Annotated in this window: 17 protein-coding genes; 5 read left to right on the top strand and 12 right to left on the bottom strand. The window is 45.9% G+C overall.

From position 1 onward, the window contains the following. Positions 1-396: 396 nt before the first annotated feature. Positions 397-1,005: a superoxide dismutase gene (locus NYE72_RS03000; protein ID WP_036676820.1), complete on the top strand. Its 609-nt coding sequence runs from the start codon at positions 397-399 to the stop codon at positions 1,003-1,005. Between the two features lie 980 nt (positions 1,006-1,985). On the opposite strand, the gene mutY is transcribed toward NYE72_RS03000, so the two are convergent. Together mutY and acpS are read right to left on the bottom strand one after the other, a co-directional pair. Further along, a complete protein-coding gene (gene mutY / locus NYE72_RS02995; protein WP_339211257.1) occupies positions 1,986-3,269 on the bottom strand; it encodes an A/G-specific adenine glycosylase in 1,284 nt (427 codons plus the stop codon). Positions 3,270-3,306: 37 nt separating this feature from the next. Then, positions 3,307-3,705, bottom strand: a complete 399-nt coding sequence (gene acpS / locus NYE72_RS02990; protein WP_076101391.1) for a holo-ACP synthase — start codon at positions 3,703-3,705, stop codon at positions 3,307-3,309. A gap of 209 nt (positions 3,706-3,914) precedes the next feature. Between acpS and NYE72_RS02985 the strand changes: the two genes are divergently transcribed. Beyond that, positions 3,915-4,742, top strand: a complete 828-nt coding sequence (locus NYE72_RS02985; protein ID WP_036676817.1) for an alpha/beta fold hydrolase — start codon at positions 3,915-3,917, stop codon at positions 4,740-4,742. 95 nt (positions 4,743-4,837) lie between these two features. Here NYE72_RS02985 and nadE read toward each other — a convergent pair whose 3' ends face one another. From nadE to NYE72_RS02970, 3 genes are all read right to left on the bottom strand, one after another. After that, a complete protein-coding gene (gene nadE, locus NYE72_RS02980) occupies positions 4,838-5,647 on the bottom strand; it encodes an ammonia-dependent NAD(+) synthetase (RefSeq protein WP_036676815.1) in 810 nt (269 codons plus the stop codon). 168 nt (positions 5,648-5,815) lie between these two features. Next, positions 5,816-6,250: a BrxA/BrxB family bacilliredoxin gene (locus NYE72_RS02975; RefSeq protein ID WP_036676813.1), complete on the bottom strand. Its 435-nt coding sequence runs from the start codon at positions 6,248-6,250 to the stop codon at positions 5,816-5,818. Positions 6,251-6,370: 120 nt separating this feature from the next. Beyond that, the gene (locus NYE72_RS02970) at positions 6,371-7,987 is read right to left on the bottom strand and encodes an ATP-binding protein (RefSeq protein WP_081394564.1); all 1,617 of its coding nucleotides are present in this window, start codon (positions 7,985-7,987) and stop codon (positions 6,371-6,373) included. Positions 7,988-8,267: 280 nt separating this feature from the next. Between NYE72_RS02970 and NYE72_RS02965 the strand changes: the two genes are divergently transcribed. Then, positions 8,268-9,536: an NAD(P)/FAD-dependent oxidoreductase gene (locus NYE72_RS02965; protein ID WP_036676810.1), complete on the top strand. Its 1,269-nt coding sequence runs from the start codon at positions 8,268-8,270 to the stop codon at positions 9,534-9,536. A 445-nt stretch (positions 9,537-9,981) separates the two neighbouring features. On the opposite strand, the gene NYE72_RS02960 is transcribed toward NYE72_RS02965, so the two are convergent. The 3 genes from NYE72_RS02960 to NYE72_RS02950 all read right to left on the bottom strand — a co-directional run bounded on the left by NYE72_RS02960 (position 9,982) and on the right by NYE72_RS02950 (position 13,481). Continuing rightward, positions 9,982-11,259, bottom strand: a complete 1,278-nt coding sequence (locus tag NYE72_RS02960; RefSeq protein WP_143766907.1) for an ABC transporter permease — start codon at positions 11,257-11,259, stop codon at positions 9,982-9,984. Further along, positions 11,238-11,978 carry an ABC transporter ATP-binding protein gene (locus NYE72_RS02955; protein WP_036676805.1) on the bottom strand — a complete coding sequence of 247 codons (741 nt, stop codon included), beginning with the start codon at positions 11,976-11,978 and terminating at the stop codon, positions 11,238-11,240. The genes NYE72_RS02960 and NYE72_RS02955 overlap by 22 nt, the downstream gene beginning before the upstream one ends. A gap of 159 nt (positions 11,979-12,137) precedes the next feature. Beyond that, entirely contained in the window at positions 12,138-13,481 is a 1,344-nt protein-coding gene (locus NYE72_RS02950; protein ID WP_076101388.1) for an MFS transporter, read from the bottom strand. Positions 13,482-13,830: 349 nt separating this feature from the next. On the opposite strand from NYE72_RS02950, the gene NYE72_RS02945 reads away from it, so the two are divergent. Continuing rightward, positions 13,831-14,298 (top strand): MarR family transcriptional regulator, encoded by a 468-nt coding sequence (locus tag NYE72_RS02945; protein ID WP_036676802.1) that lies wholly within the window; start codon positions 13,831-13,833, stop codon positions 14,296-14,298. Positions 14,299-15,077: 779 nt separating this feature from the next. Here NYE72_RS02945 and NYE72_RS02940 read toward each other — a convergent pair. From NYE72_RS02940 to NYE72_RS02930, 3 genes are all read right to left on the bottom strand, one after another. Beyond that, complete coding sequence (locus NYE72_RS02940) at positions 15,078-16,586, bottom strand: MDR family MFS transporter (RefSeq protein WP_076101386.1); 1,509 nt, start codon at positions 16,584-16,586, stop codon at positions 15,078-15,080. A 30-nt stretch (positions 16,587-16,616) separates the two neighbouring features. Beyond that, entirely contained in the window at positions 16,617-17,171 is a 555-nt protein-coding gene (locus tag NYE72_RS02935; RefSeq protein ID WP_036676796.1) for a GNAT family protein, read from the bottom strand. Between the two features lie 184 nt (positions 17,172-17,355). Beyond that, positions 17,356-17,637 (bottom strand): hypothetical protein, encoded by a 282-nt coding sequence (locus tag NYE72_RS02930; RefSeq protein ID WP_036676794.1) that lies wholly within the window; start codon positions 17,635-17,637, stop codon positions 17,356-17,358. 228 nt (positions 17,638-17,865) lie between these two features. Here NYE72_RS02930 and NYE72_RS02925 point away from each other — a divergent pair, with 228 nt between their 5' ends. Further along, complete coding sequence (locus NYE72_RS02925; RefSeq protein WP_036676791.1) at positions 17,866-18,345, top strand: GAF domain-containing protein; 480 nt, start codon at positions 17,866-17,868, stop codon at positions 18,343-18,345. An 86-nt stretch (positions 18,346-18,431) separates the two neighbouring features. Here NYE72_RS02925 and NYE72_RS02920 read toward each other — a convergent pair whose 3' ends face one another. Beyond that, positions 18,432-20,864, bottom strand: coding sequence for a glycogen/starch/alpha-glucan phosphorylase (locus tag NYE72_RS02920; protein ID WP_038568597.1), 2,433 nt, complete (start codon positions 20,862-20,864; stop codon positions 18,432-18,434). Between the last annotated feature and the right edge of the window lie 79 nt (positions 20,865-20,943).

Below are 20,943 nucleotides of genomic sequence, written 5' to 3'. Positions count from 1 at the left end.
TACCGAGGAATACCTGCTTTTAAATCTATTAAAGCACACTTTTCTCGTGATATCATCATTTTTCTTTTGAAAGCGCTTAATATCAAGCGTTTACATTTTAGATGGGGTTCATTTCTTCATTAAATGGGTATTTATAAGGATATATGTCTATAGGATTGGGGACTATTTATTTTAACATTCCAAATACAATTGTAAAACCCTTTCCCTCTCCAATTATACTTTATAAACATTTATGTTTGTTTAGTGTTGCATTATTGGTCTAGATACGGTTTAATTAAGGTATCCTATCGGGCGAATACCCTATAGTACATATTTACAATAAAGGATTTTGACGTTAGTTCGCCAGAATTCTTTATCTATAACAAAATTCTAATATAACTCAGGAGGGATTTTTCCATGGCATTTCAATTACCGGCACTTCCTTATCCGAACAACGCACTCGAACCACACATCGACGCATTGACGATGGAAATTCACCATGACAGACACCATAACACATATGTAACTAATCTGAATGCAGCTTTGGAAAAAGCACCTGAATTGCAAAGCAAAAGCATTGAAGAGCTTCTTACAGATCTGAACGCTGTACCTGAAGCTATCCGTACTGCTGTTCGCAACAATGGTGGCGGACACGCTAACCACACCCTGTTCTGGGAAGTTATCGGACCAAACGGCGGCGGCGCACCAACTGGTGCATTGGCTGAAGCTATCGATAAGGAACTGGGCGGATTCGAAAAATTCAAAGAAGATTTCGCAGCAGCAGCAACTACTCGTTTCGGCAGCGGCTGGGCTTGGCTAGTTGTTAAAGATGGCAAACTGGCAGTAACAAGCACACCTAACCAAGACAACCCAATCAGCGAAGGCGCTACTCCAATCCTCGGACTTGATGTATGGGAGCACGCTTACTACCTGAACTACCAAAACAAACGCCCTGATTACATCAAAGCGTTCTGGAACGTAGTAAACTGGGAAGAAGTTGGCAAACGTTACGAAAGCGCAAAATAAGAAATTACATTTGGCTTAAGCTATGGAACTAAAAAAGAAGGTATCTCAGAGCCGAATTGGCTATGGGATACCTTCTTTGTTTAGGTTGGATAGAGAGAGATATAAAGATAAAGATAAAGATAAAGATAAAGATAAAGACAGAGATTGATTGAGATCCTCCCAGACACCGCATTTCACGCCGCTTGCGTCGCTTAAATGGATACACTGGATCGGAATAGATCGGAATAAATCGCAATAAATCTATACTCGGCTTATGAAAATCTGCTTTTGGAGTCGCTGAGCAATAGATTAGGGAATAACTCCCTAAAATTCTGCGATAGGCTCCATAAACACATGTAATTAGGGAAATACTCCCTAAAAATCATCCTTTATGGGCAAAAAACCGATATTCGCCCAATTATTAGGGAGGTTTTCCCTAAAGTGATCAATTACAAGCCAAATCGACCTTTTTTTAGGGAAGAATTCCCTAATTAAATTTCACTCACTCTCGTAGCCATAGGAACACCAGAAGAATTTAGTTGGAACAAGACTGAACTAGTCTAAGCCAAATAAACAAATATTTGCTACGAAGAGACTGAAGCATACGACCGTACTTTGGTGCATACGACCATACTTTGGTGCATACGCCCCTACTTAGGTGCATACAACCCTACTTAGGTGCATACAACCATACTTAAGAGCATACAACCATACTTAGGTGCATACAACCATACTTAGGTGCATACGACCATGCTTAGGTGCATACGACCCTACTTAGGTGCATACGACCCTACTTAGGTGCATACGACCATACTTAGGTGCATACAACCATACTTAAGAGCATACAACCATACTTAGGTGCATACGACCATGCTTAGGTGCATACGACCATGTTTAGGTGCATACAACCATGCTTAGGTGCATACGACCATGCTTAGGTGCATACATCAAACTCAGGTTTTGTACATTTAGTAGTTTAGCAACAGAACATGGCGAATCCCCTACTTCTCTAGCTTCGCCCGCTCTTCCTGCTCATCAAAATAAAGGTTCAGTAGCTTCAGAAAAACGTTAGGGAACGCATAGTTAGCCATGTCTTCGCGGCTGATCCAGCGCACTGCTCCGCCGTCCTCTGGACTAGCGTTCCCGTCCTCAAATCTCTCGATAGGCATGCTGCTGTCGATCCCTGAGAACAAGTCCGCTTCCGCGTTGTACACCACCCGTCCTTCTGCCGCTATCGGCAGCGGAAGGGCGTCCTCTACGCTGCAGCGGTACACCTGCAGCGTCCACACGATATGGCTGAAGATATGCTCAGCAGCCATCCAGTGCTTTTCAGGCCGGGCAGAGATCCCGGCCTCCCGCAGTGACCGGCGCAGCCGGTCCAGCGCCGCTGCTTCCGGCAGCCGCGCGCCTTTGGCGCCGCCTTCCACAGGCGGCGCCGGCCAGTGCGGCAGCTCCCACATGCGGGCTAACAGCCCGCTTTGTGGCCGCTGCCGGATGAGCACTTGGCCCGCGTGGGCACCGCGGCCCTCGATTAAGGCCGCCAGCCGCTCCTCAGGGCGCGGCGGCTTGGCCTTGGTCTTGACGGGCAGCGAGGTCTCGCAGCCCGCCAGGCGCGCGGCGCAATGCTCCATCACCGGGCAGGTTAAACAGCGCGGTGACTTAGGAGTGCATACGAGCGCCCCGAGCTCCATCAGGGCCTGATTAAAGGATGCCGCTTCCCCCTCCGGGATCAGTTCAGCTGCCAGGTGCTCCATTTTTACGCGGGTGGGTCCCTTGGCGATATCATCCTCTATCAGGAAGTATCGGGACAACACCCGCATCACATTGCCGTCGACCGCTGGCTCCGGCCGATTGAACGCAATGCTAAGGATAGCCCCTGCCGTATAAGGTCCCACTCCCTTTAAACTGAACACAGCCTCGCGATCATTCGGCACCTGCCCGCCATACAGCTCTTTGACCTGTTTGGCCGCATGCTGTATATTGCGGGCACGAGAATAATAACCTAAGCCTTCCCAGCACTTAAGCACGTCCTCTTCTGGTGCATCGGCGAGCGACTCCACGGTAGGAAACCTTTCGATAAACCGATTGAAATACGGGATTACCGTATCCACCCTTGTCTGCTGCAGCATTATTTCAGAAATCCAAATATAATAAGGATTGCGGTGCCGACGCCAAGGCAAATCCCGTTTCTGCCCTTGATACCACTCCAGCAAATGATAGCTGAAATATTGCTTAGCCTCCCGCAGCTCCTGTTCGTCTTGAACTTGTAGATCTTGTTGTGTCATTATAACGCTCCTTGCCTTTCTATAATCATGGTTCAATTTATGAACCTAGCCCTTCCACGACGGCAAAAGCCGAAGCCAAATCACGGCCATGTGTTATCGTAAGATGAATGGTGTACTTCTGTCTATCTGGAAGATTTAGTCTGCTCCAGGCTTCACACGATAAAGTTACCTCTGGTTTTCCTTTAACATCAGGCAATATCTCAATATCCTGAAACCCAACTACATTGCCGATGCCACAGCCTAAAGCCTTCACAACTGCTTCCTTGGCAGCAAAACGCCCGGCTACGAACTCAGCCAACCTCCCGCTTCGCTCTTCAGCAAGTTGATATTCTTGCTCTGTTAAGACCCGCTGGTTAAATTTCTTACCCAGTCCTCTATTTATTACCTCTGAGATTCGTTCAATTTCTAACACATCATGTCCGATTCCGTAAATCAACACTTCACGCTCCTTATGGACGTGTATCCCATTTTGCTTCAATAATGGTATGATCAATCATATGAAGTATTATTAAAAGTAATAGTCCTGCAAGATTCTTTCTGCTATCTTAAAAGAAAATGCACTTTAAGTCTAATAAGACTATCCAGCGACTTCACGATAGACTAGCTGATTTACTTCATTTTTATATATGGAGAGGGGATTACCCTATGAATCATCGTAATTTTGAAATACCTGCCGGAGACGGAGCTGTTCTCCGCTGCTCACACTTCCCAGCCCAAGGCAAAGCCAAAAGCGTTATAGTTATAGCCCATGGCTACAAAGGTTTTAAAGATTGGGGAATGTTTCCTTACATAGCCACAACTCTCAGCCAAGAGCATGAAGTAATTACTTTTAACTTCTCTCATGCTGGCATCGGGGAAGATCTGCTGCATTTCACTGAGCTTGAGAAGTTCGCCCGCAACACCTATCGCCGCAGCTTAAAGGACATGGAAATCCTGTTGTCCTATCTTAGCCAACACCCGAAATTCGGCAGCCTGCCCTTATTCCTTCTCGGCCACAGTCTCGGAGGGGGAATTTGTTTGGTCTACACGCTTGATCATCCCAATGAGATCAGCGGAGTAATCTCCTGGAACGGGGTTACGAAACTCGATTTGCTGACGGAAGAACAAAAGCAGCAGATGAAGGAAACAGGAAGAACCTATGTCCTTAATGGACGTACTGGCCAACAAATGCCGCTGGATGCTGTAATTTTAGAAGATATGGAGAACAACAAAGAACGCTATAACATCCTTGAACGCATACAGAAAGCGTCCTTCCCAGTTGTTCTTATTCAAGGCAGTCAAGATGGAGTACATCTCCGCCAAGGGTCTGAGCATCTCATCAAACTTCGGCCAGATATTAGCTGGGTGCAGGTTCCTGAGGGTAATCATACGTTCAACACTGTGCATCCTTTTGCTGGCACGACTCCGCAATTAGAGCTCGCGATTGCTGCGACAACTAATTTTATCGATCAGACACTTACGCTTACAGAATAATTATTCTTCTTTGTCTATCCAGCTATCCAACTCACAAAAACCGCCACGAGCTCTGCTGCTACGCAGACCCGTGGCGATTTCTAGTTCAACCTATTCTAAATCCCCGGAATAACATTACGCTTATGTGCCGTTCTCCGGTAATAATTCTCAAGCTTCTCAGCTACCTCAGGATTAACCTGTTTACCTTCCAGATAGTCGCTGTTATCGTCATAAGTAATGCCCAGCTCGGTTTCATCCGTCTGACCCGGCCATAAGCCCGCCGTAGGTGCTTTTGTGACAATATCCGCAGGCACACCAATATGTGCAGCCAGCTGACGTACCTGACGTTTATTAAGTGTGGATAGTGGTGTAATATCTACAGCGCCATCGCCCCACTTCGTGTAGAAGCCGGTAATTGCTTCAGAAGCATGATCCGTTCCTACTACAATCAGATTGTTCTCAAAAGCGAGTGCATATTGCATAACCATACGTGTTCTGGCTTTAACATTTCCTTTGCCTTGATGCGTCATATGGCGGTGTTGGCCTATTGATTTCAGACCATGCTCAACTTCAAGGGCAATTTCATTTACAGCTTCCTCAATGTTGGTCTCCACAGTATGAGTCAGATTAAAAGCTTTGGCAACATCATAGCTGTGCTCGATATCTTCCTGAACCCCATAAGGCTGGAATACTCCAAGCGTCATATACTCTGTGCCTTTTTCTGCCGACAGCTCGTCCGTAGCCTGTTTACAAAGACCCGCGGCTACCGCACTGTCCACTCCACCACTAATGGCGATCAATAATCCTTTAGCCCCTGCGTTCAGCACGTACGACTTTAAGAAATCAACCCGTTTGCGTGCCTCAACCTCTACATCAATCGTTGGCTTCACGCCAAGATCCGCAATAATTTCCTTCTGTAAACTCACCAAACACACCTCGTTCCATCAGAAATGGTTCCATATCCATCAAAATATCCACCCAAACGAAGCTCATGCTTCTAAGCATATTCTATCCCATTATTGCTCTTATATTTTGAAAAATCCCGCATGCAGCCGATTTGCCGGCTGATGCGAGATTATATGGAATAACTGTTTTTACTGGCACAAACGATTGAAGACCTCTTTCAATTCAGCAGCAATTTCAGCAGCCGAACGATCTTCTACGCCATGACGTTCAATAAAGTGAACGAGTTCTCCATCCTTCATCAGTGCGATGGAAGGTGAGGATGGCGGATAAGGAGCAAAATATTCACGTGCTTTAGCAGTAGCTTCTTTCTCTTGACCTGCAAACACTGTGAACAAGTGATCCGGAGTGATTTCATTTTGCAAAGCCTGAGCTACACCTGGACGACATTGTCCAGCAGCACAACCACAGACCGAATTTACGACTACAAGCGATGTTCCTTTTGCGGTTGGAAGAGTAGCTTCCACCTCTTCTGGAGTCATAAGCTCCTGAAACCCGATACTTGTCAGGTCATCACGCATAGGCTGAATTGAATCTCTCATATATTGATTAAAAGACATGGACATTTCTCTGCACTCTCCTTCACTTTTCAACTGTTTGTCAGATAATATTACAGCAGTACTTACTAACTTTATTATACATTCATACTCTGTGAAAGCAAGAGATGCTGTAGAGGGTGATTCAATCTAAGAGCGAACCCCGCTGGGTTCCTCCTTATCCAATGGGAAGGAGATCGTAAATACCGTCCCCTCTCCTTCTACAGACTCTACATTTATTTTACCGTTATGCCGCTCCACAATACTTAGGCACAAGGATAAGCCTAGACCTGTTCCCTGGATTTTCGTCGTAAAAAAGGGAAGAAACAGCTTCTCACGTTGACTTTCTGACATACCAACGCCGCTATCGGTGACAATCAACTCCACTTTATCATGAGTACTGCGTGTTTCCAGCGTCAGCACCCCCTTAGGTCCCATAGCCTCCATGCCGTTGCGTCCTAAATTGAGTATGAGCTGCTTGATTTCCCGGACATTCAGCTCTAATTCATGCAGTGATGGGCTCAGCTTCAGTTCAACACTTTGACCGCGAAGATTAGCATCAGCCCACAGCAATGGACTAACTTCTTCTATAATATGGTGCAGCAGCACCTTCTCTTTATCAGAAACCCGGCTCTGTGCCAAGGATAAAAAATCATTAATAATACTATTAGCGCGGTCCAGCTCTTCCATCACAATCTGATAATAAGAATCCAATTCTTGAGCACTCTTTTCTCTCATCAGCTGCAAAAAACCCCGAACTACCGCCATAGGATTACGAATCTCATGGGTAATTCCAGCAGCCATCTGCCCGACCAAGCTCAAACGTTCCACATGATCGAGCTCTACACGTAGTTTTTCCTCATTGGTCATATCCTGCACAATAATTACAGCACCACTTGTTACCCCTGAGCTCTTATGCATTAACGGCGCTGAATAAATCTGATAGATGCGCGACTCATGAATCATTTTTTCACTGGAACGCCGTTTAGAGCGGATATTATCACTTACCCGCATATATGCCTGTGTATCCACTGAGCTGTGAAAAAACTTTTTTACCGGTTCGTCAATAATATCCTCTTTTCGCAAATTGGGATAATGAGCCCGCATCATTCCTAACATGCAATCGTTAAGGTCAGTTACAACTCCGTGTTCATCCAGAGACATAATACTCAGAGGGACTACATTGGTAATCTGCTGCAGCTTCTCGGACTCCCACTGGAAACTTTCACTGATATTCTCCATCTGTACTTTATCCTGCAATCTACTTCTAACCATCTCAACATAATATACAAAAATACCACCTAAAGCGATGGTGAAAAACAGATATACCGTAATCAGAAATGCTTGCACGGAATTAGATTCATATATATTTTTCCCGCCTATAATAGGGACTAACGCAATAAATAGCATGCTTGGACAAAGAATCATCCATAACATACCGATCTTCTCAACTACTGTACCTTTCTTAAAAGGTTTGGCCAGTCCAAACAGTAGCGGATATAATAAAATCCCTGAATTCAATATCACATTACTGATTCCTGTAGGCTCCGCGATGATTACATTGCAGATAAGCAAAAAAATGGACAGCAAAATGCCCGAACGGGTAGTTCCATATAAAATACCAATATACGCAGGGATTAATCCTAAATTTAAATAGGCTACACCAAACAAAGTTGTCGAAAGAAGAGAGCACAGGATAAGACTAAACGTACACGCCAAAATCAAAAAGGTCTGATCATTTGGAAGCTTCCCCTTTTTCCGTGTCACAAATCTACGGTCCACCCACCATTGAAAAAGAAAAAGAAAGGAGCATGCTGCCGATATTTGCAATAAGATATCCTTAACCGCACCAATAATTACAATCACACCCCAAAATGGACAAATTACCCTACATGCTTAGATTAAAGCACAGGATTACTCTCCTGACAACGATAATCACCTAATGATTGGACAAGACTGGTTACATGTGAATCAGAATGGTATGATTCCGTTAGGAATACCCGCGGAATAGGCTTCCGTGTCTTAACATGTAAAGGAGTTAAATTTCATGAGCAATTACGATGTGATCGTCATTGGGGGCGGCCCTTCGGGTCTAATGGCAAGCGTGGCCGCTGCAGAACACGGGGCATCCGTTCTGCTAATCGACAAGGGAGCAAAGCTAGGCCGAAAGCTCGGAATATCTGGTGGCGGACGCTGCAATGTTACCAACGTCAAGGAAAGAGACGAGCTAATCGCCCATATTCCAGGAAACGGGCGTTTTTTGTATAGTGCCTTCGACCATTTTAATAATCAGGATATCATCGCCTTTTTTGAAGGTTTAGGCATTGCATTAAAAGAAGAAGATAACGGGCGGATGTTTCCCGTTTCCGATAAGGCCTCTAGTGTCGTCTCTGCCTTAATTAGCAAAGTACGGAGTCTAGGCGTACAGATTATGACCGACAGTCCCGTCTCAAGAATAATCTATAACGAAGGGGCTGTTAAGGGAGTCCAACTGAGCTCGGGCAAGACGATCGCCTGCACTGCTGTTATCATCGCTACCGGAGGCAAGTCCGTACCACAGACCGGCTCCACGGGAGATGGTTACCCTTGGGCAGAAGCCGCAGGGCACACGATCACCGAGCTGTTCCCGACAGAGGTGCCGATTCTTTCACGGGAAGAATGGATTAAGTCCGGCGAGCTGCAAGGTCTGTCGTTACGTGATGTGGTCCTTACTGTGTGGAATCCTAAAGGAAAGAAAGTCATCTCTCATCGAGGGGATATGATATTCACCCATTTTGGATTATCAGGACCCATTGCACTGCGGTGCAGCCAATTTCTGAGACAAGTCCAACGTAAATCCGGCACAGATACGGTGGAGATGTCCATCGATCTCTTCCCTGATCTGAACGCACAGGAAGTAGAATCTATGTTGCAGGATAAGCTGGATCAGGAACCAAAGAAAGCGATCCGCAATTCGCTGAAAGGACTGTTGCCAGAACGTCTCATCCCCCTCTTGCTGACTAAAGCTGAATTAGATGGGGATACAACCGGTCATCACGTCTCCAAGAATGGATTGCTTCTATTGGCTGGGATTTTGAAACGCATGCCAGTTTATGTGCATGGCACCCGTTCCCTATCCGAGGCCTTTGTTACCGGCGGTGGGGTAAATCTGAAGGAGATCGATCCCAAAAGAATGGAATCGAAGCTTATGCCGGGGTTATTCTTCTGCGGCGAGGTACTCGATATCCATGGCTATACAGGAGGCTACAATATAACAGCGGCCTTCTCAACAGGATATACAGCAGGCAAACACGCCGCTGACATTCGACTGGGATAATCTCTAGTGCAACGTGAATATCCTCCAAGCAGCTTACTGCTTTGAAAATGGCGGACCGCGCGATTCTCTCATTAATTAGAGAATCGCTCCTCTGTTTTGGGTTCGTTAGCTATGTGGAGCGTCTGCCTAATCAGCTACTGCGGCTTCGGACCCAGATGACGTTATTTGCGTATTTTTCACCTTATTGGCAGGGTTTCGGACTCCAACGACGCTATTCCTTATAATGAGGCTCATATATGGTGTTTTTCATGGCAATAGCAACTATGGAGTCCGTTAGCATCCCAAAAGTGGAAAAATAGTATGTTTAGGGGCAGCTGTGTCCGATAGGCTAGCTAGGTACCTCATACGTACGTGCGTGCAATAGATCGAATCAAGACAAAAAAAGAAGAGTGCCCCAGCAGCCTTTTTACGGCTTATGGGGCACTCTTCCGTTCTATTTATATCTTTATTTCGCTAAGCGAAATGTTCCAAATATTCTAGAGCTAAACAGTGCAACGATATAACCTAGCGGGATGAACAGGATAATCCCAAACCATCCATATAAGGAGATACAGATCAGCGCAGAACAAATGATTGAAAAAGGAAACAGTAAGATAGGGACCGCACGCAGCCCCGCTTCGGCTTTTTGTTCTTTCGTAAACGGCAGAATTCCGATGTAATCATCTCCCACGAATAACGACCAGAACGACAACAGCCAATTGGTCATGAGGGAAACTAAAACTATAAAGCCCAGCCATTTGAACCCTGATGGAATGATAAATATCGCTAGAAGGGACACAGCAGTAAACGATAAGTAGAGCTTTAAATGGGCCGGATTCCGTACAAGTGCCTTAATCGCTGCCGCAGAGAAACGGCTCTCGGCAGTTTTTGATTTTAGCAAAGGCTGTGATTTCCGGAAAATCCACGGCTTATGGCGGGTCGGACGCGGCTTATCCAGTACACCGCGGAGCAATAGGGCCGCTATTTTCATCCGCTGCTTATAATCTTCACGCACATCGTTCATGAATGTCCCACGCATCACTATACGCCGCTGAAGAGCGATTACCGCTACGACTGCAAAGAGTGCTGCAATCAGCAGCATAAAAACTGGACGGTTGTTCCAAAACGCAGCTGCACGGAAATAAATTCCACAGGGAACGGAGATGGCCAGAATCAGCCACAGCCAGCGCCGCCATCCTTGCTTTTGTACTTTTACAATATGCCCAAGTAATTTAACGCACCAGCTACATGCCAGAGTCAGAGCGAACAGCGCCCATACCTCGGATGACAGCATTCCATATCCCCGAACCAGGAAAGGTAATAACAGCACAAAAGCTACACAGAACTTCAACGATGTTACGATCAGGCTGTACAGCAACCCGCGAAACATGATCGTATTTATCCATCGCTGCCGTTGTCTTAGAAATAATAGATCCCCTTCCTGCAATAATAGCACCAGTCCACCTCTACAGAGCAGGAGCACTAATAATGAAGGAATCAACATAAACGGCAAATCTGCACTCCAAGCTGGCAGTGCCTCATTCCAGAACCCGTAATATAACCGTCCTCCCAGAAATCCTCCGGGAATCAGTATATATAACAGCACAGTCCAATCGGCTGCCGTACGAATAATAGCAGATTGCTCACGCCAATGAGAAAATAATCGCCGCCAGAATAGCTTTTTGGAGGTAGGAAAAGCAAACCCTCGCTGCTTCTGCTTACTCATGTCAGTTCGTCGAAGCAATCAAACAACGACGCCTCCGGCAGCCCAGCATAATCACGTATATCTTCAAGCGTTCCTGCAGCGGCAACCCTGCCACCCGAGATCAACACAAAATCATCGCAAATTTTCTCAGCAGTATCCAATACATGCGTAGACATTAATACACCAGCTCCGCGCTGCCGCTCCGCTTCCAGCAGTCGCAGGAAATCTTTAGTGGCCCGAGGATCCAAGCCGATAAAAGGCTCGTCCACAATATAAACATCCGGCTGTACCAAAAAGCCCAGCATCAGCATCATTTTCTGTTTCATACCCTTAGAGAAGCCAGCTGGAAGATCATCACGGACATGATTCATACCGAACTGCTTCAGTAATCTCTCCGCCGTTTCTTGAAACTGCTCATATTTTAGTCCATAAGCAGCAGCAGCCAAATCTAAGTGCTCCCATAAGGTCAGATCCTCATAAAACACTGGCTGCTCCGGTACATAAGCATAGGACTTATTAACTCCATTAAAGGAGACCTTAGCTTTGGTATTCTTAAGCAAACCGAGCAATGTTTTGATTGTAGTACTTTTTCCCGCACCATTTGGTCCGATCAGTCCGAGCAGCTGTCCACGCCGCACCTGAAATGAAATATCGAATATGCATGGGGCACCTGCTTCATAGCCTGCTTCATCGATCTCAACATCGAGTACAATCTCTTCGTCGCTCTCGGTATCCCCTGTTATTTCTACATTCTCCATATTCGCCAACTCCTAAATATTTCTTATAAATATTATTATCGAAATTCCAATCCAGAAAGATAGCTTCTCTAATCGTACTATATATACTTTCTCCAAGGAAGCATACTGATTTTTTCACAGCTACGAGAACTACTCTTATATTTAAAAAGAAACCTCCCATTAAAGAGAGGTCTGTCCGAGAAGCTCTAGGTTATTTGTTGCTGAAATTCCTTCCTCACGTTTAATTGCCGCTTCATCTCTCCGCTCGATTTTACCACGCAGCATTAACAGCAACACTCCAAGCAGGGCTGTAAGCGTACCAGAGAGAATGAACGCCGGGACAGGTCCTGACGCTGTAACTAAAGCCCCACCGGCTACAGGTCCTAAGATAACAGCCGCACTTGTTAGACTGCCTATAGTTCCAAATACACGGCCCGTGTATTCCGCAGGGGTCCGCTGTTGCAGCATAGAATTGAAGGGAATAAACGCAAGGCCTGCTCCCACACCAGCAAACATAAAAGAACCAAACAAAGCGATGTTCATCCAGAGTCCAGCCTGACCGTGGGCAGTTACAATTCCTGCACTTGAGAAAACAACCCCCATAATTACAGCTCCCAATCCCATGAAGACGAGCGTATGTTTACCACTGCCTATACGGCTTACAAGCAGGGCTGACAGTAAGGTGCCAAGACCACTGGCTGCCACACACCAACCCAGCAGATCTCCGTTCACACCCGGAATTTCCCGGAATAACGTTACAATCTGCGAATCACCAATTTGCAGCATTAGCAGCACTAGCACCAGCATAGCAATCCCGCAAAGCACTACAGGCATTCCCACGATCACCTGCAGACCCGCCGACATTTCTTGGCGAAAAGACTTCCGAGCACCATTCTCCCCTGTGCTATCCTCTGCTGCATCTTTCTTCAGTGAAGCCGTACGCGGCAGTCCTATTAAGATGACCGCCGATAAAATGAAGGTAGCCGAGTCAATCACATAACAAGCAGCAATACCAAATGCGGCAACCAGCAGTCCACCGAGAGCAGGACCTACAATTTTAGTTATTTGTTCAATAGATGAGCTAAGCGCCATGGCTTTATCCATCTGGGCCGCAGGGACAAGCTCCTTGAGCTTTCCGCTTTTGGCTGGTGAAAAGAGTACATCCATGATCCCTTTAGCTACCAACAGGACATATACCTGCCAGAGAGAACCTGCAAATACCAAACAAACAACGATTCCGGCACGAGCTAGATCGGAACCAATCATCAGCGCCTTGCGGTTAAAACGATCACTTAAATAACCTGCAAACGGCCCTCCCAAGAGCAACGGCACAGCCATACATAAAGATATAGCCGTAATTTCCCACGGTGTAGCATTCCATTTAAAACCTACCATTGTCAGTAGCGCTAGTATATGCAACCAGTCTCCCACATTCGATACAAGCTGTGCGGCAATAAGCAGCATAAAGGGCTTATTCGCCGTCAGCTTTCCTTCTTTTGAATCATGAGCCAGCTGTTCCTCCATCTTACTTCACTCCCCGTTACTATTTCTCGATGAAGTAATAGTAAAATATTGGAGAACATCAATCATCCGTCTGGAGGCGTAAATAGCGCTTGAACCTAAGGCTGAAATTCTTATCCTTTCAAAGACTGAAATCAAAAAAACCTTCGTTTTTACCGTATTTAAAAAATTGTTTGATTTTTAATAATTAAAAGTGTGCTCATTGTGACAAATCACATGTTCTTCATTCGCTCTTTCACGTATTCTAAGGTTATCTCAAGGTTCGTTGCACAGGTAACCCGTGCACTAATGACTATTGATTGCAAACTGTGCGATGAGTTCACACATGATTAACGATAGAGGGTGGAGAAGCATGATACAATCTTACGAACGTGATACGCAATTAACACTACATTTGTACCGGGTATTTGCCAAGTCTTTTAAGAGCATTAATGAACATGCTGTTACCGGCAGCAAAATTGAAGGTTTTAATCCGACTGCCTTTGCCGTTATGGAAGTGTTGTACTATAAGGGACCACAACCCATTCAACAAATTGGCGCCAAGCTGCTGCTGCAAAGCGGCAACGTTACTTACGTAATCGATAAGCTTGAGGAACGCGGCTATTTGCAGCGTAAGCCTTGTCCGAGCGACCGCCGCGTGATTTTTGCGGAGCTGACTACGGAAGGTGAACGTCTCATGAATGAGATGTATCCGAAATATTCAGAACGCCTGCATCTTGCTTTCAGCGGTCTGAATGATGATGAGAAGGAACAAATGATTGTTCTACTCAAAAAGATGGGTCTACAAGCTGAGAAGCTGTCCCCTCTTCCCCGTAAGTAAGAGTCGCTTATTTATGTGTTACAGACAAGCTATTCTTGATTTCTGTTAATGGTAAAAAGAAAACCAATAGGCGATTCTCCGATTTATTTGAGAATCGCCTATTGGTTTTTTTGTTCTGCGCCGGCTTACTTGAGCAGATGATCGGTAAGTCGATGCCGAAGACGGACTTTGAGGTCCGCTTTTGGCAACCCTCGGATCATAGTCATCCTTATTCGGCAGGACTTGCAAGCATGCTTCCGATTGGACTTGGCGAGCACGCTTCCGATTGGGCGTCCCTTTCAGCTGACCGTTACTATCGCTCTCGGTAAAATTCACTTTTGATGTAACTCGCTATATTTTCAGCGCCGGATCTTGATGAACCTGAGCAGTAACTTAGGGAATAACTGCATTCTATACAGCTATTTCGTATGCAAATCCGCTCATTCTAACTTTAAGTGTATTCTGTACAATTAAAAACCAGACAAACCACCCCTAGGCGAGTAAATCAAGAAAATAGGTGTACTAAATACAGCTATATCCATTGAAAAAGTTACCAGCAGGATTATAGTTGTACGAAATACAACTAAACGCGTCTATCCACTGCTTCCATCGACTCTCTACTCTAGAGGTTACATCAATCTGGCGTGCCACCGTCCGTTATTCCGTGCGTGATTCCATGTGCTACTCCGTCCGTTAGTCCATGTGTCTCTCCATGCGTCATTCTATGTGTCACTCCGTACGCCACTCCAAGAGTCAATTCGTATGGTTCAACCACTTTAACACGCTATCTACCTAATAAGTTATGCCTTTTTCAAGGACGATGTAGCATCCTCTACTGAAGGCACACCCTTGCGCAAACCCCAGGATATTATCAGCGACAAAACAGCGAAAACTGCCATTACGATAAATAATGAATGAAGACCACCTTCAAGGGCATCACGCAGACTATTTGATACTTCCCCAGACAGGTTAGTTCCTGCATGCGATCCAAGCAGCTTATTAATATCATCCCCTGAGATGTTCGAATCCGGTTGTTTTCTTAACAGCTTATCAATATTCAAGTTCAGCCAGGAACCAAAAATAGCCACCCCAACAGTCTGTCCTAAAGAACGCGTGAACGCATTAAGCGCTGTAGATGCTCCCCGTTGCTCATACGCAACAGAGGACTGCGCAATAATCGTAAAGACTGTAGAAGAATACCCAAAGCCAACTCCACAGACCAGCATCAAGCATAAAAGCAGCAGCTGTGAAGACTCCCCTGTTAAGAAAGCCAGGCCAATAGCCCCGGCAGCGATCATAATCAATCCAAGCATTGCGGTTCGACGCGAACCCGCTTTTAGAATCATCCGCCCTCCGGCGATCGAACCAAACATCCAGCCTACCGACATCGGCGCCAGTAGCAAACCTGAGATGGCGGCGCTTTTTCCGGATACACCCTGCACCCATAATGGCACATACGTAGAAAGCCCAATAATTAATGTGCTTACCAGCAGGTTAGCGCCAGTAGACACCGCTATGTTGCGGTTCGAGAATAGACCCAGCGGCAACATAGGTTCAGGAGCACGACGCTCCACAAAGAAAAATAAGACTAGCAGGATAACAGCCACACTTAGAGTTGCGATTAGCAGTGGGGATGTCCACTCCAGATTCTGTCCACCTGTGGAGAGACCGAAGAGCAATGCGCCCATACCAGCAGCGAACAGCAGCACCCCTGCCACATCAATTTGTGCTTTCCGACGTACCTTCTCTTCCTTCAGATAGCGGGCAATAAATACCATTGCTAATAAACCGAATGGCAGATTAAAAACAAATACCCAGCGCCAGCTTAGGTAATCTACTACATATCCCCCAAGAAGAGGACCTACCAAAGAGGAAATCCCCCATACAGAGCTAAGTAATCCTTGTGTCTTCGCTCTCTCCTCGATACTGTAAATATCCCCGATGATGGTAAAGGTCATTGGAATGAGCGCACCCGCGCCAATCCCCTGTATTGCCCGGAATAGGATCAGCTGCTCCATACTTTGCGAAATACCGCATAATAACGAGCCTAATAAAAAAACAGCTGCTCCCCACATGAACACCGGCTTGCGTCCAAAGAGATCACTGATTTTGCCGAATATAGGAGTAGTAATAGCCATTGCCAGCAAATAAGAAGTGAATATCCAGCTAAGCCACTGCATTCCCTGAAATTCACCTACGATAGCTGGACCCGCTGGTCCTGTTACCGTTCCTTCAATCGCAGCTAGAAAGGTAGCTAGCAGCACCCCTATCAGTATTAATTTACGTTCTAAATCCCCTGTTGACTTCAATGTTCCAAACCCTCTCTTTATGTAATAAAATCATTCCCATTCCCCACGTAGAAGCGCATGTAGGGTCACATCCTGAAAGCCGGAAGGTGTCTGGCGATATTGACGCAGTATACCTTCCTTCTGAAAGCCGAGCGTTTGAACCAGCCTCTCCGCACGATTATTATCAGGATGACACAGCGCTTCTATCCGATTCAGCCCCATCCTATTAAAGCCGAAGTCGAGCACTAAACCAAGCGCTTCTTTCATATATCCAAGTCCCCAAAAGGCAGGCGCCAGATCGCAGCCAATTTCCCCGCGGTAAGCTCCCTGCAACTGCCAATAGTTATAACCGCAGCTCCCTATAACTTCACCTTCGGGTCCTACAATACTCCAGCGCAAACTCTCCTCTTCCTGAGCCATCTGTGATAAAAAAGCAATCAGTTGCTTAGTCTCTTCTATAGAGGATAATGCTGGAGCCCCCAGCCAGCGGGTGACCTCTGGATGAGACCAGATCTGATATAATGCTGAAGCATGCTCAGTAGTCATAGCGCACAGCTTCAATCTACTGCCGACCAGTGTGGGTATCACTCCATTGCAGATATACAAGTCTCTGCCCCCCTTCAACTTATCAATTATACATCATTCAAGAGTATATCCTTAAGATAAAAGTTCTAAATTCTTTAACATTGAAAAGAACAAATTCTACGCGTTAACATAAAAAGACGTCTGCATCAGGGGGCATACACTCCCTTAATACAGACGCTTTTTATTAAACTTAACTACAATGATTTCATTCCGCTTCATGAATAACTTCACTGCATAACACCTGAAGTTTGGCTCGAATATCCTTGAACTCTTCAATTCCAGTCCCCGTAATACTGTACCCTTCGGTATGGGCAGTCAGAAAGTTGTCCAGTGTCAGCTTTTCCAATTCCTGTTTCACTTCGCGTTCTCCTACACGATACCCCAGATCTTCAAGTCCGAGCAGCATCTCTGAGATCGTCACATCTTTATCCCGTGCACAATAAAGCATATGAATTCCTATGAACAAGTTCTGTACATCAGCGCGCATATTCCACCTCTTCCGGCTATATAGCCTTCGGTATTTATACTAGCATTACCCTCTGACCGATCCTCGGAAACATTATTGTGGCTGTTGCGCATTTCATGGACTTCAAGGAACATTCCATATTGTTACAGATTGGTATTGTCGCTTGACGTATCATGTCTAGCTGTACTATGTTGATAATTACAGTTATGAGTTCATATTTGAATTTAAAGTACAGGAAGGTGATGCTTCATGTTTCAAGCTATGCCTTACGATGGAACACGCAACGAGCAGTTTGAAGCGGTTCTAATCCAACTAGAAGCATTAGTAAAGGACGAACCAAGTGCTACGGCCAACCTGGCCAATGCTTCGGCACTGCTTAAACACGCTATGCCGGATACGAATTGGGCCGGTTTTTATTTATTTGATGGCAAGGAGCTTGTGCTCGGACCTTTCCAAGGTCTTCCTGCCTGCATCCGCATCCCGTTGTCTCGTGGAGTCTGCGGAACGGCTGCTGCGGAACGACGCACGCTAGTAGTTGGAGATGTCCATGCATTCCCCGGACATATCGCCTGTGACGCAGCTTCAAACAGCGAAATTGTTGTCCCGCTGATCAAGGATGATCGTTTGCTTGGCGTACTCGATATCGACAGTCCGCTGAAAGATCGTTTTGATGATGAGGAACGCCGGTTCCTGGAGCGGTTCGCTGCCCTGGTATCGGAAGTTATCTAAAGCAGCTCTGCCTTATAAAGCATAAGAAATAGGCTGTCTCATTTGTAGGAATCTCCTACTTATAAGACAGCCTAATCTTGTTGAGCCTATAGCCGTACCGGACTGATATTCCAAATCTCCGCGGCGTAGCGGCTAATCGTATTATCGCTAGAGAATTTACCGGAATGACCAATATTTATAATAGACTTCTTCAGCCATTCCTGACGGTTGCGGTATGCCCGGTCAATCTCGACATGAGTCTCGACATAACTTGCGAAATCCTTAAGCACAAAGAATTCATCGTTATTATCCAAAAGAGAATGGAAAATGGTCTCAAACTCCGCACCATGACAGCATATAGGTCCCGGATTAACCAACTGATCCAATACTTCCTTCACACGACTATCCCCATTGTAGATATCACGTGCGTGATAGCCGCCATGCTGATAATAATCCATTACCTGCTCAGCACGAAGACCGAACAGGAACATATTGTTGTCCCCTACCATCTCATGCATTTCCACGTTAGCGCCGTCCATCGTACCTACGGTCAATGCACCGTTCATCATAAACTTCATATTCCCCGTGCCGGAGGCCTCTTTACTCGCAGTAGAGATCTGTTCACTAATATCCGCAGCAGGAATGATTTTCTCGGCCAAAGATACTGAATAATTCTCAAGGAAAAAGATACGAATCTTGCCTCTAACATCCGGATCTTTGTTGACAGCCTCTGCCACAGTATTGATCAGCTTGATAATTCGTTTCGCCAAATGATAGCTTGGTGCCGCCTTTGCTCCGAATATAAACGTGCGCGGTACCATATCCATCGAAGGATTATCTTTGATTTGGTTGTACATATGCAGAATATGCAAAATATTAAGCAGCTGCCGCTTATAAGCATGCAGGCGCTTCACCTGAACATCAAAAATAGAGTCGGGGTCTACATGTACCGAATGCTTGCTGTAGATGTATTCAGCCAACTTGAGCTTATTCCGCCGTTTAATGCTGGCCACTTGTTCTTGGAAGGAAGCATCCTCACAATATTTAATCAAGCCAATCATCTCTTGCGGATGGCTCATCCAGCGGGTTCCTATCGATTGATTGATTAGGTTAGCCAGATCCGGATTGGCATGCATCAGCCAACGCCGGTGAGTAATCCCATTCGTCTTATTATTGAAGCGGTGCGGGTACATTTCATTAAAGAGCCGCATTTCGCGTTTCATCAATATTTCTGTATGCAGCGCCGCTACCCCATTGACACTATGGCTCGCCACAATCGCCAGATGGGCCATGCGAACCTGATCGTCATGAATAATCGCCATCTGTGAAATCCGGTCCTGATCACCGGGATAACGGCTCATCAGCTCGCCGCAGAAGCGGGCATTGATCTCTTCAATAATAAGAAAAATACGTGGAAGCAAGTCCCTGACCATTTGAATAGGCCATTTCTCCAGCGCTTCGCTCAAGATCGTATGATTAGTATAGGACACCATACGAGTTGTAATACTCCACGCCTCATCCCATCCTAATCCATGTACATCCATCAGAATCCGCAGCAATTCAGGGATTACAAGCGTCGGATGTGTATCATTGATATGAAGTGCAACCTTGTCGGGCAGCGATTGTATAGGGAGTCCAAGCTTTCCAAAGGTTCGCAGAATACTTTGCAGGCCAGCACTGCAGAGGAAGTATTGCTGCTTCAACCGCAACAGCTTGCCTTCGTATTGTGAATCATCCGGATACAGAAACTCCGAGATGGATTCTACGGAACGCTTATATTCCAGGAATTTATGATAGTCTGAACCCGCAAAAGAGCCAAATGTTCTCGCTGGCTGAGTGATGGACTCCGCACTCCAGTTGCGCAGTGTATTCACATGCCGCCGATCTGCACCAATGATAGGCACATCATACGGAACTGCACGAACGGCCTCATATTGACTATGCTCAAAGATAAGCCGCCCGTTCTCCTCGCGAGTCTCAATCACGCCCCAGAACCTTACTTCTACCTGCTTGTCTTCACGACGCACTTCCCATACATTATCATTTTGCAGCCAGTAATCGGGCAGTTCCACCTGATACCCGTCAACGATTTTCTGCTCGAACAAGCCGTATTTATAACGTATACCGCAACCATGCCCCGCATATTGCAGGGAGGCCAGTGAATCCAAGAAACAAGCAGCTAGACGTCCAAGTCCTCCATTGCCAAGCCCAGCGTCGGCTTCTACCTCCTCAATATCCTGCAGCGAGAAACCAAGATCGGCCAATCCCTCACGCACGACCTCCAGCACGCCCATATTCAGCAGATTGTTCCCCAGAAGTCTTCCGATCAGAAACTCCATAGAAAAATAGTATACCTGCTTATCCTTATCCGTCTTGTACTTTTGATTGGTATCCGCCCAATTTTTCCCGGCATTCTCGCGAATCATGTTGCCTAATATTTTATAGACATCAGCATTCGAGGCTTCCTCCAAAGGTTTGCCCAATTTACTGATGAGCGTCTCGCGAAACACCTGTTTGAAAGTTTCTTTATCGTTAAACAACAGCAGGTTCCTCCTGACAAAAGCTTTTTTTAGGGATGCATTAGACTATGCCTGTAGATCAGATAGGTTATACTGTTTC

This window comes from Paenibacillus sp. FSL L8-0333, from assembly GCF_037965665.1.
Taxonomy (GTDB): Bacteria; Bacillota; Bacilli; order Paenibacillales; family Paenibacillaceae; genus Paenibacillus_AQ; species Paenibacillus_AQ odorifer.
This window is presented reverse-complemented; position numbering and strand designations above follow the sequence as displayed.

Bases quoted from the DNA above. Each gene is read 5' to 3' on its own strand.
- NYE72_RS03000 (WP_036676820.1), top strand. From the start codon at position 397: ATGGCATTTCAATTACCGGCACTTCCTTATCCGAACAACGCACTCGAA.
- mutY (WP_339211257.1), bottom strand. From the start codon at position 3,269: ATGACACAACAAGATCTACAAGTTCAAGACGAACAGGAGCTGCGGGAG.
- NYE72_RS02985 (WP_036676817.1), top strand. From the start codon at position 3,915: ATGAATCATCGTAATTTTGAAATACCTGCCGGAGACGGAGCTGTTCTC.
- NYE72_RS02975 (WP_036676813.1), bottom strand. From the start codon at position 6,250: ATGTCCATGTCTTTTAATCAATATATGAGAGATTCAATTCAGCCTATG.
- NYE72_RS02965 (WP_036676810.1), top strand. From the start codon at position 8,268: ATGAGCAATTACGATGTGATCGTCATTGGGGGCGGCCCTTCGGGTCTA.
- NYE72_RS02955 (WP_036676805.1), bottom strand. From the start codon at position 11,978: ATGGAGAATGTAGAAATAACAGGGGATACCGAGAGCGACGAAGAGATT.
- NYE72_RS02950 (WP_076101388.1), bottom strand. From the start codon at position 13,481: ATGGAGGAACAGCTGGCTCATGATTCAAAAGAAGGAAAGCTGACGGCG.
- NYE72_RS02945 (WP_036676802.1), top strand. From the start codon at position 13,831: ATGATACAATCTTACGAACGTGATACGCAATTAACACTACATTTGTAC.
- NYE72_RS02930 (WP_036676794.1), bottom strand. From the start codon at position 17,637: ATGCGCGCTGATGTACAGAACTTGTTCATAGGAATTCATATGCTTTAT.
- NYE72_RS02925 (WP_036676791.1), top strand. From the start codon at position 17,866: ATGTTTCAAGCTATGCCTTACGATGGAACACGCAACGAGCAGTTTGAA.